Origin of the sequence: Citrobacter sp. wls613 (genome assembly GCF_005281195.1) — a bacterium.
GTDB lineage: Bacteria > Pseudomonadota > Gammaproteobacteria > Enterobacterales > Enterobacteriaceae > Citrobacter > Citrobacter gillenii.
The window spans coordinates 14,436-28,876 of record NZ_SZXN01000068.1; the positions used below are offsets into that span (position 1 = coordinate 14,436).

Here is a 14,441-nt window from a genome sequence, read left to right on the forward strand (position 1 = left end):
TCTGGCGCTGCTGGGGACGATTAGCGGCAGCCTGTATCAGGCGCTGCATCACGAAGCCGAGCGTGACGCGGCGATTATCACCTTTCTGGTCACCGCCAGTGGTTTGACGCTGCTGGGGATTGGATCTGCATTTTGGGGATTAATTGCCGGAGGGGTGTGCTACACGGTGCTGAGATTAGCGCGCCGCACGTAGCTGCGAGGGCGTTTTGCCCGTCACCTGCTTAAAACGGTTGCTGAAGTGGCTGGCGGAGCTAAACCCGCAGGCCATCGCGATATCAGACAAGCTGCGGGAAGAGTAACAAACCAGCTGCTGCGCCAGCGCCATACGGCGCTGCATGACATACTGATGGGGCGCCATGTTCATCGACTGGCGGAACATTCGGGCGAAGTGAAAATCGCTCAACACCGCTTCACCTGCCAAATCGCTCAGGGTGATGGGGTACGCCAAATGCGCGTCGATATAGGCCAGCACATTACGCAAGGTGACGGGCGCGAGTCCGCCCGTCACCACCGGCGGTCGCCATTGTACGTTACTGTAATGCTGGATCAGGTGCGTTAATAACAGCGAAGATGCGGCGCTCAGCGTGAGATGGTTAGCAGGCTGTTGCCAGTCATTACCAAGCAGAAACTGGCGGTACACAGCGGTGATCCCCGGATCGCTGCCGAAAGTATGTTCGTCCAGCGTGACGCTATAAGGGCTCTTATCCCAGACTTTCTCCCCCACCTCACGCAAATGCGCGTCGGTGCAGTAGAGATGCACAAACGACAGATCGTCGCGGATATCCCAACTGGATTCACTCTCTTTGGGCATCAGGCAGAAGCGGTCCGGGCCACCGCCGTTCTTCCAGCCGCCCGCCGTTTTGTGGTAACTCTCATAGCCATCTGCCACATACAAACTGAGCGTATGGTGATCGCAATATTGGGTGATGGTATCGCGTTTGTTCGACCACGCCGCCAGCTGAATCCCAGAATGTAACGCAACCGATTCATGCAGCACGGCATTATGTTTGCGTAAGTTTTCAAAGGCATCGTAGGGCTGAGGCATACCATCACTTTCAAAGACGTTGTGAGCAGACTTTCAGTCTATCTCAGCAACAGGGTGTTAACAGCCCTCTTTTCCGCTTTGCATAAAAAAAAGCGCAAGATTTTGCAAGTCTCCCGCAATCGGATGAAAGCGCCCTCGGAAGTGGCGTGGCACAGTCTGCCTTTGAATAGGCAAAATGAGAGCGATGTATGAACGCACTGTTGTACAGTCTGGTAGTGGTGATATGGGGCACGACATGGATTGCCATTTACCTGCAACAAGGCCCGGTTGCCGCCCCTGTTTCTATCTTCTGGCGCTTTGCCGTTGCCAGCACGGTGATGATAGTCATTCTGCTGGTCAGCGGAAAATTGCGTAAGCTTTCCGCACGTGACCATCTGTTTTGTTTGTTACAAGGCGGCTGCGTTTTTTGTTTTAACTTCTGGTGTTTTTACACTGCCGCCGCATGGATCAATACCGGACTCGAATCGGTTATTTTCTCAATGGCAGTCCTGTTCAACGCGGTTAATAGCTACTTGTTTTTTGGTCAAAAACCGCCGCGACGTTTTTATGTCGCCGCCGGACTGGGCCTGACAGGCATCGTCACCTTGTTCTGGCAAGATTTAGTCAACAGCGGGTTAAATCATTCACTGCTGCTGGGCATTGGCTTGAGCGCCCTCGGCACGTTTGGTTTCTCACTGGGCAACATGATAAGCCTGCGCCATCAGAAAAATGGCCTCGAGGTGATGACCACCAACAGCTGGGCGATGTTATACGGCACCGTGTTGATTGCTACCATTGCCCTGGTGCGCGGCGACAACTTCACACCTCAGTGGACCTTCAGTTATCTTAGCGCGCTGTTGTATCTGGCAATTTTTGGTTCGGTGATTGCCTTTGGCGCCTATTTCACGCTGGTCGGACGTATCGGTCCCAGCAAGGCGGCCTACAGCACGCTGCTTTTTCCACTGGTGGCACTGACGCTGTCTACGCTGTATGAGGGGTATGTCTGGCAGATTAATGCCATTGCCGGATTAGTGCTGATTTTACTGGGGAATTTGGTGATGTTCACCCGCCCGGAAATGCTGATGGGGAAACTGCTGTACCGCCGCCGGGTCGCCTGAAAAAAATCGCACCATCCGCAGAAAGCAGACGGTGCGTTTTTCATTATTGCTTTTTATTTACGTCAAACATGGAGGCATCGGTCGCCATGTCATCAACAACTTTCTTCAACGTTTCGAACGCCATCGGCGTACTCTCGTTATTCAGATCTTTGCCTTCGCCCTTACGGACAACTTTAATTACCGGCTTATTGGTTGCCGCATCGATCAACTCACCCTCAAAATAGAGGTGGGTATCCATGGTACGGTGCCCTGTTGCCATTTGTGTACCGGCAACAACCAGTGCAACCGGAACCACTTCATAGAATTGCAGCCCTTCTTTACTGGTATCAACACCAGTGATCGCCCCGCGGAAAATCAAAGTACGTGGGCCAGGCGTTGTCACCAGCGGCTTACGCTTACCAATGGAGGTTTTCATTTGAGTATTGGTATAGCTCAGCAGCCTATCAAGAACCTGTTGTCCAACCTGAGTGGTTGGTTTAGGAACCGGATAATACGTAATCGGGTTATAAACGATATTGTCGTATTTAGATTCATTAAAGCTAGGGTCAACCCAACGAAGCACCGGTTGCCCCGTTGCTGATTTAGTTTCCTTCAGGCCAGAATAGTCTTTTAAAAACCCAGAGTATTTCTCCGGCTGAGTCACTTTTGATGCACAGCCAGATAATGCCAACAGGCCAGTAAGCACTGCAACTTTAAATAAAGTTTGAGTACGCATGAAACGGTCCCTTTAGTTTTCGCAATGGTGCCTGAAAAGAATAGCAAATCAGAATCATTTTGGATGCACTAAAAATGGTAAGGACCGCACAAATTTATCTTAACGTTATCTTAACGTTCAGCACAAAAAAAATGCTGAACGTAGAAAGGCTTATCACAAATGGGTAGGTTAACCAGCTTTACGCGCCAACATTGTTGCAAAGCGCAGTTTAATACGGTTGCCGTTCTCATCCGTACGATGAAGTTCACCCACATCTTCGTTATATTTCAGCAGATCCCATCCGGTGTAATAGCGGCGTAATTCTCCGGTTTTAAACGCAAACGGGAACCCAACGGTGCACGGAAAATCATCGGTATCCATTGCCGCGACGATCAGGTTATATCCGCCCGGTTTGGTGCAGCGTTGCATATTTTCAATCAAGCCCGGAATAGTTTTTGCTTCGAGGAACATCATCACCACGGTGGAAAGAATAAAATCATATTCACCGTCAAAGCGTAACGCATTGAGGTCCGCTACCTCAGCGTGCAGATTGGTCAGCCCTTCTGCGTCTTTAATGCGCTCAAGGTTGGCAATGCTCATTGGGTTTTTATCCCACGCCGTCACGTCATAACCGTTAGCCGCCAGGTACAGGCTATTACGACCATTCCCACAGCCTAAATCTAATGTTTTGCCTGGCGTAACAATTTTTGCCGCCTCGACAACATCAGAATGCGTGCGGGTTAAATCATATTTCTCAGTAAAGTAGTTTTCGTCACAACGGGTCATTATTTATCCTCAGATTTCAGTAATGCTGCACGCTCCGTGCGAATAAGCAGTTTTCCCTGCATCAGCAATGCAAACGTGCGTATCAGTAATAGCGCAATGATAAAATTGGTAAAAATAAACAGCGGGATCGCCAGCGTATGAAAAAAACCTGACTCGCTGCCGTGGCCTAAATGCAGCCCCGTCGTTGCCAGCGCCGAGACGCCGAACGAGAAGCTCCAGAATGATGCATTAAACGGCTGAGACAGATACCACGGCATGAGACGCAACATGAACAGCAGTTGCAGCAGGCCATAGCCGAACAACATTTTTGCCAGCGTATCGCCTTCGCCACCGTTGACGCTGAGCCAGGCACTACAGGCCACCAGCGCAGGAGCCAGTTGAATACCCAGCGAGGTACGTAATACCGCCGGCAGTTCACCAGAACTGCGTAAACGCTGCAGAATAACCGGCTCAAGGCTTAACCAGGAGAAGACGCCCGCCCCGAGAAACACCAGCCCGGCATCAGTGTAACCAAGCGCGCCGCAGGCCATGGCGCTGATAAAGTTATTGGCCACGGTCGGCAGATACAAACCCGGCGTGGTAGCTTCTTCCGGATGAGAACCCCGCCACAGCCCTGCCGTTTGCCAGGCTGCGTACGACAGCTGGATCACCACCCCAATACCAAACAAGACCACGGCTAAGGGCCGGCACCAGGGAACAAAACTAATCGCCACCAGCATGGTGGTGGCAGGGAAAAGACTGACAAAACTGCTCATCACCGGATGGCGTATTTCCGCCAGCACGCTGTGGGGAAAACGCACCAGACGGGTCATAAATGCCAGCGTCAACAGCCCCCAAATGACCATCGCGAGGATCACCAGACCGTCACCTATCCAGTGACTCACCGGCCATATCTGACTGGCATATCGCCAGGCAAAACCCATCCCGATGGTTCCCAGTACCATGCCAAAATAACCGGCCGGAAGATTAAGAACTCGCTCACTGTATTTGTTATTACTCATTTTGTTTATTTTTTAAAGTATATTTGAAATACATTTTATGGAATTTACGGCTGTTTAGCCAGTGCTGAAAACTTTGCTACGTTTAACTAAGGTGCGCAACTGGGAAATTCTTTATGACCAAATACCGTCTGAGCGATGAGCCACGTTCCTTCAGTTATCAGGATAATGGCCACAAAAAAAACGTATTGCTACACCAGGTCATCGCCCTCACCGACTTTAATGATGTGCAAGCCGGTACGCCAGGCGGCTGGATTGACGACGAAAGCGTGCTGGCGCAAAACGGTGATTGCTGGATTTACGATGAGAATGCCATCGCCTTTGCCGGGGCGGTTATCTCCGGCAACGCCCGCATTACCCGTGCAAGCGTGATCAGAGAGGGGACGCAAGTTGGCGATAACGCATGGATTGACCAGGCAGAAATCAGCCATGGCGCAGAAATACGTGACAACGTCACGGTCAAAGATTCGACTGTCCGTGGGGAATGCCTCCTTTCCGGTGAGGCTCGCGTGTTGAGTGGTTCAGAAATCATTGCCGCCAAAGGATTAACCCGTGAAAGCGACCAGATTTTGCACATTTATGACCGCGCAACCGTTAGCAACTCGCGCGTTGTGCATCAGGCGCAAATCTATGGCGACGCTGTCGTCAATTATGCCTTTATCGAACACCGCGCCGAAGTTTTTGATTTTGCGCGAATAGAAGGCAATGAAGAAAATAACGTCTGGATCTGCGATTGCACGAAAGTTTACGGCCATGCTCGGGTTACCTCCGGAACTGATGAAGATGCCATACCTACCCTGCGCTACAGTTCACAGGTGGCGGAGCACGCCGTGATCGAGGGTAACTGCGTCCTGAAGCATCACGTGCTGGTTGGGGGGCATGCGCGCCTACGCGGTGGCCCAATCCTGCTTGACGATCGCATTCTCATTGAAGGCCACGCCTGTATCCAGGGCGAAGTGCTGATCGAACATCACATTGAGGTTACCGGCCAGGCTTGCATCGAGGCCTTTGAAGGCGACGCAATTCATCTGCGCGGCCCGAAAGTGATCAACGGCGAGCAACGTATTACCCGCACGCCTCTGGCAGGCTTATTCTGAGGCGCAATCAATGATACGGGCGTAGAGATTCACATCATGGTACTCACCGTTGAGGAACTCCGCCTGCTTCAGACAACCTTCCAGCAGGAAACCATTGCGCTGTGCGACCTGATTGCTTTCACGGTTATCTACCCGGCATTTAATGATAAAACGGCGGATCTCACCGCGCTGCGCGTAATGTTGAATAAACGCCTGTAGCGCCCGGGACAGTATGCCTTTCCCCTGATGTTCTTCATCCAGCCAGTAACCAATATAGGCAGCTTTGTTCAACGGTTCGATCTGGTTAAACGAGATCACCCCCACCACGTTCTGCTGTTCAAAAATAAGGAACATTTTGGCGTAGCCGCGCTGGTGCAGCATCATATTGCCCTGCACGTTCTTGCGTGTGTCATCCTCGGATTCGACAAACTGTGGCCAGTTCAGCGACTGCTGCAGCCAGCGCTTATTTTTGAATACCAGTTGATGCAATGGCGTGACGTGTTGCTCTTCGACTGCCCGCAGTTCCAGCGTGTCGCTGACGGGGATGACTTCTGGCATGTTTATCTCCTTCACTTTCGTTAACGGGGCATTTCTGACTGGCATCCGCAGATATTAATCTATTTATCACCCCGGACATCATACTTTTATGCTGTAACAGCAATCACTTAGCGACAATCTACCGCGCTGAACCCGCTACTCTGATTAACCGGGCATCCTCATGGGGATGATCCGCAATGATGACAATAATACCGCTATTTTTTTGCTAAGGAGCAAGCATGGCAGCACCTTTGGGTCGTTTAGCACTTATCCCGCTGTTTCTGATCACCGCCTGTCACCAACCCGTTCCCACCTCGCAGACCGGTCCCGTGCCTTATGCAGTCAGCAAGCAGGTGGTGGTGGATAATACCACCCTGGAGATCTCCCGCAGCGCGCTGGAATATAATATCCACAAAGTTCAGCAGTTGCTGGGAGATAAAACTCGCTTGTGCGCCATTCTCAAAGGCGACGCGTACGGGCACGACCTGTCTCTCGTCACGCCGGTGATGATGCAAAACGGCGTGCAGTGTATTGGCGTCGCCAGTAATGAAGAAATCAGCATCGTGCGTCAGGCCGGTTTTACATCACAACTGATGCGCGTGCGTAATGCCACGGAAAAAGAGATGCGTCAGGCGGCAGATTTTGATACTGAGGAGCTGATTGGCAATCTGGACATGGCGAAACGTCTGAGCGCCATTGCTCAGGAGAAAGGCAAAACCATCCGTATTCATCTGGCGTTAAACTCTGGCGGGATGTCGCGCAACGGTCTGGAAGTCAGCACGGCGGCCGGACTGGAAGAAGCCCGCGCTATTTCGGCCTTACCCGGACTGAAAATTGTCGGCATCATGTCGCATTTCCCGGAAGAAGATGCCGCGGTGGTCAAGCGCGATTTGGCCCGCTTCAATATCCAATCAGCCCAGGTTCTCAAGATTACCGGACTGAAGCGCGAAGACGTGACGTTGCATGTGGCCAATACCTTCGCCACGCTGACCGTGCGTGAATCATGGCTGGATCTGGTGCGCGTTGGCGGAATTTTTTATGGTGATACCATCGCCAGCACAGAATACAAACGCGTGATGACGTTTAAATCATCGATTGCGTCGGTAAACCATTACCCGAAAGGTAATACCGTCGGCTATGACCGTACATATACACTCAAACGCGATTCCGTTCTCGCTAACATTCCGGCAGGTTATGCTGACGGCTATCGTCGCGTGTTCAGCAACGCAGGACATGTGCTGATCCGCGGCCAGCGGGTACCGGTGCTGGGTAAAACGTCAATGAATACGCTGATTGTCGATGTGACCGATTTGCCGCTGGTGACCTCTGGTGATGAGGTGGTGCTGTTCGGTAAACAGGGCAAGGCACAGGTTAGCGCAGAGGAAGTGGAAGAAATCAGCGGTGCGCTGTTCACCGAAATGTCGATTCTATGGGGCGCGACGAACAAACGGGTTATGGTCGATTAAGTCTTTGACAGGAAGGGCTTCCCATTTTTTGCGGAAAGCCCTTTTACACAGTGAGAGCCGTACTATTTAGCTCTCACTGACACTCTCTTTTTGCAGGATTTTGAGCAGATCTTCCTTCAGGTGAAGTTTCTGTTTCTTCAGGCGAACAATATCCAAACTGTATCCCCGACCATCCGAACCTTCCAGTCTGGAAATCTCATGATCAAGGCTGTTGTGTTTTTCGAATAAAGACAGAAAGCGAGGATTCTCGGATTTCAGTCGGGAAATGAGGTCTCTGTATTCTGGAAACATACTTTCTCCCTGTTAGTGGACAAAAAGCGTGTATAAGAAATACACACCTTCAGCTTACCCATTTGACATAGGGAAAAATGCGAACAGGATCGAGTAAATAGCGTACAGAATGTTTCAGCAGAGATGAGGTCTGTGACTCCCCTTCAGGAGAGCCACAGACCGTGCGATTAACGCATTTCGCGGTCGTCAACGTACTGACGTTTATCCGGTGCTGGCGGGAAATACTGATACAGCCAGGTCTCGCTGATCGCATCGCCCTGACAACGCAGGAACATGCGCATATCTACCGGTTCGGTTGAGTCAGAGGTCGGATACCAGTCAAACTGAATACGATAGCCATCGATCGGCTCAACGTAGAGGATTTCAATCTGCTTCGCTTCGCCGCTGGAGAGCGTAATCACCGGCTCAATACCTTTCGGCGCAGCGGCTTTCAGATCGCCACCGACGAAGTCAACGGCAAAGCGGCGCGCCCATTTTTCCGGGTAATGCTCGCCCGGTGCCCACCCTTCCGGGAATCCTCCCATGCCAGTGCGGGTTGCCAACACGCGCGCCAACGGTGAGCGTACCGGTGGCTGTGCGCTCCAGTACAGGCGATATTTGAACTCCAGATCGTCACCAGCTTTGATCGCCTTCTCCGGCTGCCAGAAGCAGACAACGTTATCCAGCGTTTCACCGGTGGTTGGGATCTCCATCAAGCCAATGGTCCCCTTGCCCCACTGGTTACGCGGCTCGACCCACAGGCTTGGGCGCTTATTGTACCAGCCCATGATGTCCTGATAGTGGGAGAAGTCACGATCCAACTGCAACAGGCCAAAGCCGCGCGGGTTGTTATCGGTGTAGGCATTGAACTGCAGTTTTTGTGGATTGTTCAGCGGACGGCAGATCCACTCCCCGTTGCCGCGCCACATTGCCAGGCGGTCGGAGTCATGGATTTGCGGGTGAATGGTATCGCACATCCGACGTTCGTTATTACCGCAGCTAAACATGCTGGTCATCGGCGCAATGCCGAGCTGTTTGATGTCTTTACGGGCGTAGACATGGTTCTGCACATCCATGATCACCTGCGTTTTCTCACAGTGGATCACAAATTTAAACGCACCGGTTACGCTTGGGCTGTCGAGCAGCGCATACACCGTAAAGCTGGTCGCACCCGGTTTGACCGTTTCGAACCAGAACGCGGTAAAGTCAGGAAATTCTTCTTTGCTGTCGGTATAGGTATCCACCGCCAGGCCACGCGCCGACAAACCGTACTGATAGGTGTCATCGACGGCGCGGAAATAGCTGGCACCGAGGAAAGAAACCACATCGCGACGGGCCAGTTCCGGCGCTTTAAACACGCGGAAACCAGCGAACCCGAGATCGGTTTGCCCTTCGAGCTGTTTGGTATCTACGCCCGCATCGTTGTATTTGAACAGTTCAGGGCGGAAGTGGATCTCACGCGCCAGATGCGTACTGTCATCAACCGAGAACATGCGCACGCGGCGACGAAACCCCATGCCGACATGGAAAAACTGCGCGTCCAGCTGACGATTTTCAACGTTATTCCACAGCGACTGCTCGGCGTCGTACTGAATACTGTTGTAAGCCTGAGGCGTGAGTTTCGCCAGTGTATCCGGCAACGCGCGCGGCGCACCGCCCCACGGTTTTTGTGCCAAATCATGGGCCATTGATTGCAGTACGGAAAAATCAAAACGTACGGTTTTTCCGTCTGCAATGTCAGACTCTGCCGCATAGGCAGCACGGGAAAAGAGTGATGCAATACCACTGGTTCCGCACACGGCGGCCATTGCCATTGAACCTTTAATAAATCGTCTACGATTCATGCCTGAAAGTAAGTCCTTCTGGTCGTGTGAATGGTCCCGCGCCGGTCAAAATCTGCGGCAAGAGAGTGCACATTTCTGACCGCTCACTCTAGACAAAATTCATTAATAATCCAATTGTTGGTCGCCGATTATCTGTACAAAATCGAAAATATATTATGTCGATGGGAACAGACCGAATCCCGTGTAAATTCCATTAAAGTAAACCACAGCGCCGTTTACTGCGCTCTTCAGCCTCCCGATACAGCACAAACTCATCATAAACCGCACAGCCCAGCGCCTGTTCAAACGCATCCCGACTGGCGTTACCATGACTGCGCGCCTGGGTTTCATTGCCCAGATTAGACTGGAAAATGCCCGCAGCGCTCACCGGTAAGAAATCTTCGTAGGTGATCGGTTGAGCCACCAGCCAGCCTCGTTCGATCAGCGGCTGTGGGTCATCCTCTGGTCGGATCGCCTGACGATGCGCCTCGCCCGACGGCGTTAGTCGATAGCGGAACCAGGCCAGCCCCTGCTGGCGTAGCAAAAACTCACTGTCAGGGAAGGCTTTAAACACCTCTTGAAGATGCAGCTGGTGCGTCAGGTTGTCTTTACCCGTTCCCGCGTGACTCAGAAGTTCATCATATAACTGCCTGCCTTTTGGGGTCAGCGCCACGCCACGCTGTTCAATCTCGCCAAAACGTGCGGTGTGCGTACCACGCATTTCACCGGCAAACAGCACCGCCTCCTCCAGCGCTTTAAAGCTGGTCTGGCGCAGCAGAATAGGCACCTCGCGACGCGGCGGCCCTTCAATAAGGATTTTCGGTTCAATACCACATTCCGGCATCATCGACTGCACACGGTCGATATCCAGCGTGCGTGGCGTCAGGTGGTTGATGTGGCAACCGGGGAAACACACCACATCAGCAATCAGTCGATGTTCGTTGTGTAGCGCGTGATAGGTCTCTTCATCTACCGTAGCGTGCTGATGCCAGCGGAAGGTTTCCAATGCTTCATGCACAAATTCCTGAGTCTGGGCAGATGTAAAACTACCCTGCGCATCAAACTCATCCAGTAATTCGTGGCAACGGCGCGTAAAAATATCGCGTTTTGCGAGAATATCCGCAGCCCGCTGGCGTAATGTTACGTTATCGATCAACTCGAGGCGCAATAGCGAGGTAAACACCCGAAACGGATTACGCGAAAGCGAAGCATCATCGATGGGGCGAAACGCCGTGGAATGGACGGGAACGCCCGCCTGGGAGAGATCGTAATAGCTGACCGGGTACATGCCCATAATGGCAAACATCCGCCGCAGCGTGGATAATTCCTGCGCGGTCCCTACCCGGATCGCACCGTGGCGCTCAACGTTAAGACGCGCTAACTCATCCGCATTGGCCAGTTTTTCATGCAGCGTCGGGTTATTTTCCAGTACCGCCAGATTCACATCAGCGACAAGTTCCAGCAACGTGCCGTACTGCGGGACTTCCTGCTGGTACATTGCTGACATTGCCTGCGAAAATTGTTCCCGAATCTCATCTGCCGTGATGGTGTTCGCCATAATGTCATGCCTCCAGTGAATATTACCTGGAGTGTAGAGAACGCTACCGAGTCCGGTGGGAAGAATTTACAATCTGTGATTAGCACCCAAACTTTTGATAAGCACGGAGACATTAAAGATCCAGCAATCATGCGGGTCACACTGGAATCATAGAAAACACGAGGCGATTCAGTGTACCCTACCCTGTGACATGGCCTACAGGTAATCGATCACTCTTGCTAAACTATCTCGTTCTCTCACCGTGATAATCTCCTGTTATCACTTCATCGTAGACATATCACACACTTAGCCACACGCACCCTATGTTATGTGCATGCCTCTTGTATGTTGTGTATTGAGCAGTCCATATCATACACAGGTGGGTATGGATTTACTTGTAAATAACTCACGCGTTATAAAACCCTCCCCGTACTACATGCCTCATTGCCATCACATACTGGCTAACACAATACGCGGGAACGCACCACTCAATACCTCCGTGGTTTACCCGTTGATTTACCCATTGAAAGTTAACAATTATGCAGAGCATGAATGGCACTTAAAATAGAACACATATCAACCACAATTAGCCATTCGTGCTCATATCATATGCTTCACTATGTTTATCATTGTGTTTGCTTTTGTGTTTATTGATAATGCACTTCCCCCGTCACTGATGACGGCTAACTTTGAATGCCATGCAATGATTAAGGTAACAGAGTCAAACATAAAGCAAGTGCAAGGGGCCATTCGTGCAGCTACTGATAAGCGTGGTTTTGAATACGTTGTTGCTTCCTTCAATGCGTGTCAAGAACGAGGAGAAATGGATATTGTGTTTAATCTTCCTGTTGGTGAATACCGTCGTTATGCTGCCCTGTTAGCTGATCTTGTTCGCATCGAAAAACAGATGATAGACATGATTTCAGCTACAGCAGCCGTAATGTTGTAGAGGTGTACACAATGAATGTGATAGCGGGTGATGTTGCTATTCATCCTGTTTCATTTATCAATCTTGTTGTGGTCGCTTTTTGGCAAATTATTGAAGATGTGTTTATCTCATATGATGACGGAATGACAGAAACCTATCTGCACAATGCAACTGTACTTATTCAAGATAAGAAGGAAGAAAATCTGACTAACTCACTGATAACCACTCTGATCACGCCTATGTAGAACATAATGGACAAGTTCTAACTTATGTTGATATACAAGGTAAAACTAAAGCACCAAGTGAATAAGCAATTAATATTGTTCAAGAGTTTCTATATAAATAAATCTCAACAGAGGATTTGAAGTTGGAGGCTGGTTTGTTCTCGTGAGCTTTATTATGTTCATGGAATATAGAAGTGATCGTGTTTATTGGTGGTTAGCTTGGCTGACAGACGATCAATTTTATATGGCTGGTTTAGGCGCGGGATTTATTGCTCTAATTGCTTTCATTCCTGCTGTTTGGGTTGGTGCTCTTATGGCTATCACAGCTTCAATTACTTATGTGAAAGACGGCATACGATAAATAAAGAATTAATGATGATAGCACCCTATTAATCCTAAATGGAGTTTTCATAATGTTTAAGAAATCAGTGGTTGCAATGTTAATTGTTCTTCCAATGTCTGCTTTTGCTCATGGTCATGGTGGTCATGGCGGAATGGGTGGTCACAACTTTGGTGGTCATGGTCATGGTGGTAATATTGGTCATGCGTTTGGTAGCCACTCCTTCGGTGGTAAACTGGCAGGGCGTATGAACGCTAGTGGCGGATTCACTGGCTTCTCTAAAGGTTCTATCAACATGAGCGATCATCCTGTTGCTCAGAACATTGCAGACCATACCACTCATACCGCGTCTTTTAAAGACGGCACTTTCATGGGCACAACTACCACCACCATTGGTGATATAACTCGTGAAACTTCTACAGTTGTGTCTGCTGATATGCGTTCTCACACTAAAGCCATCACTAACGGTGAAGTATCTCATGTGAGTATTCGTAGCTATGCTGACGGTATTGGTGGTCTGAGTGTTCATGCTACCAAAGACGGCGACACTGCGATTGGGACAGTGAAAGCATATAACGATGTAGCAAATGCTGGCGTCGTTAACCACATGCTGAAATCTGGTGACATGACTCGTGTTGCTCAGACAGCAATCGCACCAGACTTCCGTAGCCGTACGGTAGCGGTTCGTGACGATACTGGCGTAACTGTCCACATGCAAGGTTATGTGGGCAATGAGCAGGCTGGTATTGGTTATAACAAGCATGTTGCCACCTATGGTGAGTATGGCTTTGAACATTCAGTGAATACGCTGGGTATTGCAACTGTCGGCATGTATGGTCCAGCTCACTATGCTGAGAAAGTTGCCAACCTGAAAACTGGTACAGTGAAAACGATCACTGACATTACACCACCTGCACCAACTCCTGTGGTGATTCACGTTGTTCCACTGACTCCTGTTGTACCACAGCCAACTCCGGTTGTTATTCATGTAGCACCAGCAGCCGATGTAACACCTGCTGTCGATCCTACTCCAGCAAATGTTACTACTGTGTACAACGATAAACACGGTGATAGTGTCATCTTGTATTGGAATATCTAACTAAAAGCACTGTTTTATACAACATTAGGGCTGGAGAAATCCGGCCTTTTTTTTAGTGGAAATAAATTTGTGAATGGAGATATTGCAAATGATGCTTAATGCGGGTGATTTTCTAAAATTGATTAATCTTGATCCATTTAAGAAATCTAACAATGAAGCAGGTGTGTCTGTTTCTCGTGGTGTTGAACTGGCTAAGCTGCGTGATGCTGTAAAAGAGAAACGTGTTAATTTGCGTGTTCTCTTGAAGTGGTTAAATGCTTCTGCTGGCTGTCGTTTACAAGAACGTTGGTTAACTAACTTCTTCGCTAACGAGCTAGGAGCCTCTCAGCAACGTTCAGGCAAGAGTAAAGAGGACAAGCTAAAGGAAGAGGTTAACCGCCTTACGGAGCTTCTCAGAGCGTCACAGGAACAGAATCAGATGATTGCTATGGTTGCTTCTGAGGACAATCAGAAATCTATTTTTGCTGGTATCGTGGAAAAGATTGAACTTGTAGTGGTCAACAAAAACTGGCCACAGCTTT

The 14,441-nt window shown here is 50.0% G+C and carries 17 protein-coding genes; 9 read left to right on the forward strand and 8 right to left on the reverse strand.

The genetic code is table 11. The features are described 5' to 3' along the window. The coding region (locus FDX01_RS23910) for a benzoate/H(+) symporter BenE family transporter (RefSeq protein WP_249361003.1) at positions 1-193 on the forward strand (193 nt) is incomplete at its 5' end. Here the strand turns inward: FDX01_RS23910 and FDX01_RS16630 are convergent. Beyond that, entirely contained in the window at positions 176-1,045 is an 870-nt protein-coding gene (locus FDX01_RS16630; RefSeq protein ID WP_137400171.1) for an AraC family transcriptional regulator, read from the reverse strand. The two genes, FDX01_RS23910 and FDX01_RS16630, sit on opposite strands and share 18 nt — an antisense overlap. A gap of 188 nt (positions 1,046-1,233) precedes the next feature. Here FDX01_RS16630 and FDX01_RS16635 point away from each other — a divergent pair, with 188 nt between their 5' ends. Further along, positions 1,234-2,142 (forward strand): DMT family transporter, encoded by a 909-nt coding sequence (locus FDX01_RS16635; protein ID WP_096756966.1) that lies wholly within the window; start codon positions 1,234-1,236, stop codon positions 2,140-2,142. Positions 2,143-2,185: 43 nt separating this feature from the next. On the opposite strand, the gene FDX01_RS16640 is transcribed toward FDX01_RS16635, so the two are convergent. From FDX01_RS16640 to tehA, 3 genes are all read right to left on the reverse strand, one after another. Next, positions 2,186-2,857: a DUF3313 domain-containing protein gene (locus FDX01_RS16640; protein ID WP_115258444.1), complete on the reverse strand. Its 672-nt coding sequence runs from the start codon at positions 2,855-2,857 to the stop codon at positions 2,186-2,188. Between the two features lie 168 nt (positions 2,858-3,025). Further along, positions 3,026-3,622: a tellurite resistance methyltransferase TehB gene (gene tehB / locus FDX01_RS16645; RefSeq protein WP_096756964.1), complete on the reverse strand. Its 597-nt coding sequence runs from the start codon at positions 3,620-3,622 to the stop codon at positions 3,026-3,028. After that, positions 3,622-4,623 (reverse strand): dicarboxylate transporter/tellurite-resistance protein TehA, encoded by a 1,002-nt coding sequence (tehA, locus tag FDX01_RS16650; RefSeq protein ID WP_137400172.1) that lies wholly within the window; start codon positions 4,621-4,623, stop codon positions 3,622-3,624. Before tehA ends, tehB begins: the two co-directional genes overlap by 1 nt. Positions 4,624-4,736: 113 nt before the next feature. Here tehA and ydcK point away from each other — a divergent pair, with 113 nt between their 5' ends. Next, entirely contained in the window at positions 4,737-5,717 is a 981-nt protein-coding gene (ydcK, locus tag FDX01_RS16655) for a YdcK family protein (protein ID WP_137400173.1), read from the forward strand. On the opposite strand, the gene rimL is transcribed toward ydcK, so the two are convergent. Beyond that, positions 5,709-6,254 (reverse strand): 50S ribosomal protein L7/L12-serine acetyltransferase, encoded by a 546-nt coding sequence (gene rimL, locus FDX01_RS16660; protein WP_137400174.1) that lies wholly within the window; start codon positions 6,252-6,254, stop codon positions 5,709-5,711. The genes ydcK and rimL overlap by 9 nt on opposite strands. Before the next feature lie 218 nt (positions 6,255-6,472). On the opposite strand from rimL, the gene alr reads away from it, so the two are divergent. Further along, positions 6,473-7,699 carry an alanine racemase gene (gene alr / locus FDX01_RS16665; RefSeq protein ID WP_137362267.1) on the forward strand — a complete coding sequence of 409 codons (1,227 nt, stop codon included), beginning with the start codon at positions 6,473-6,475 and terminating at the stop codon, positions 7,697-7,699. 66 nt (positions 7,700-7,765) lie between these two features. On the opposite strand, the gene FDX01_RS16670 is transcribed toward alr, so the two are convergent. The 3 genes from FDX01_RS16670 to FDX01_RS16680 all read right to left on the reverse strand — a co-directional run bounded on the left by FDX01_RS16670 (position 7,766) and on the right by FDX01_RS16680 (position 11,350). Then, positions 7,766-7,990: a YdcH family protein gene (locus FDX01_RS16670; protein ID WP_003833168.1), complete on the reverse strand. Its 225-nt coding sequence runs from the start codon at positions 7,988-7,990 to the stop codon at positions 7,766-7,768. A gap of 167 nt (positions 7,991-8,157) precedes the next feature. Then, on the reverse strand, positions 8,158-9,813 hold the full coding sequence (locus tag FDX01_RS16675) for a glucan biosynthesis protein (RefSeq protein WP_117342838.1): 1,656 nt from the start codon (positions 9,811-9,813) through the stop codon (positions 8,158-8,160). A 193-nt stretch (positions 9,814-10,006) separates the two neighbouring features. Continuing rightward, a complete protein-coding gene (locus FDX01_RS16680) occupies positions 10,007-11,350 on the reverse strand; it encodes a VOC family protein (protein ID WP_135912002.1) in 1,344 nt (447 codons plus the stop codon). A 598-nt stretch (positions 11,351-11,948) separates the two neighbouring features. On the opposite strand from FDX01_RS16680, the gene FDX01_RS16685 reads away from it, so the two are divergent. The 5 genes from FDX01_RS16685 to FDX01_RS16705 all read left to right on the forward strand — a co-directional run. Beyond that, complete coding sequence (locus FDX01_RS16685) at positions 11,949-12,278, forward strand: hypothetical protein (RefSeq protein ID WP_115258438.1); 330 nt, start codon at positions 11,949-11,951, stop codon at positions 12,276-12,278. An 11-nt stretch (positions 12,279-12,289) separates the two neighbouring features. After that, positions 12,290-12,502: a hypothetical protein gene (locus FDX01_RS16690; RefSeq protein WP_135912001.1), complete on the forward strand. Its 213-nt coding sequence runs from the start codon at positions 12,290-12,292 to the stop codon at positions 12,500-12,502. A gap of 154 nt (positions 12,503-12,656) precedes the next feature. Next, a complete protein-coding gene (locus tag FDX01_RS16695; protein ID WP_137400175.1) occupies positions 12,657-12,842 on the forward strand; it encodes a hypothetical protein in 186 nt (61 codons plus the stop codon). A 52-nt stretch (positions 12,843-12,894) separates the two neighbouring features. Further along, positions 12,895-13,920: a hypothetical protein gene (locus tag FDX01_RS16700; protein ID WP_137400176.1), complete on the forward strand. Its 1,026-nt coding sequence runs from the start codon at positions 12,895-12,897 to the stop codon at positions 13,918-13,920. Between the two features lie 88 nt (positions 13,921-14,008). Next, positions 14,009-14,441 (forward strand): hypothetical protein (locus tag FDX01_RS16705; RefSeq protein WP_137400177.1); only part of this gene is annotated, 433 nt, incomplete at its 3' end.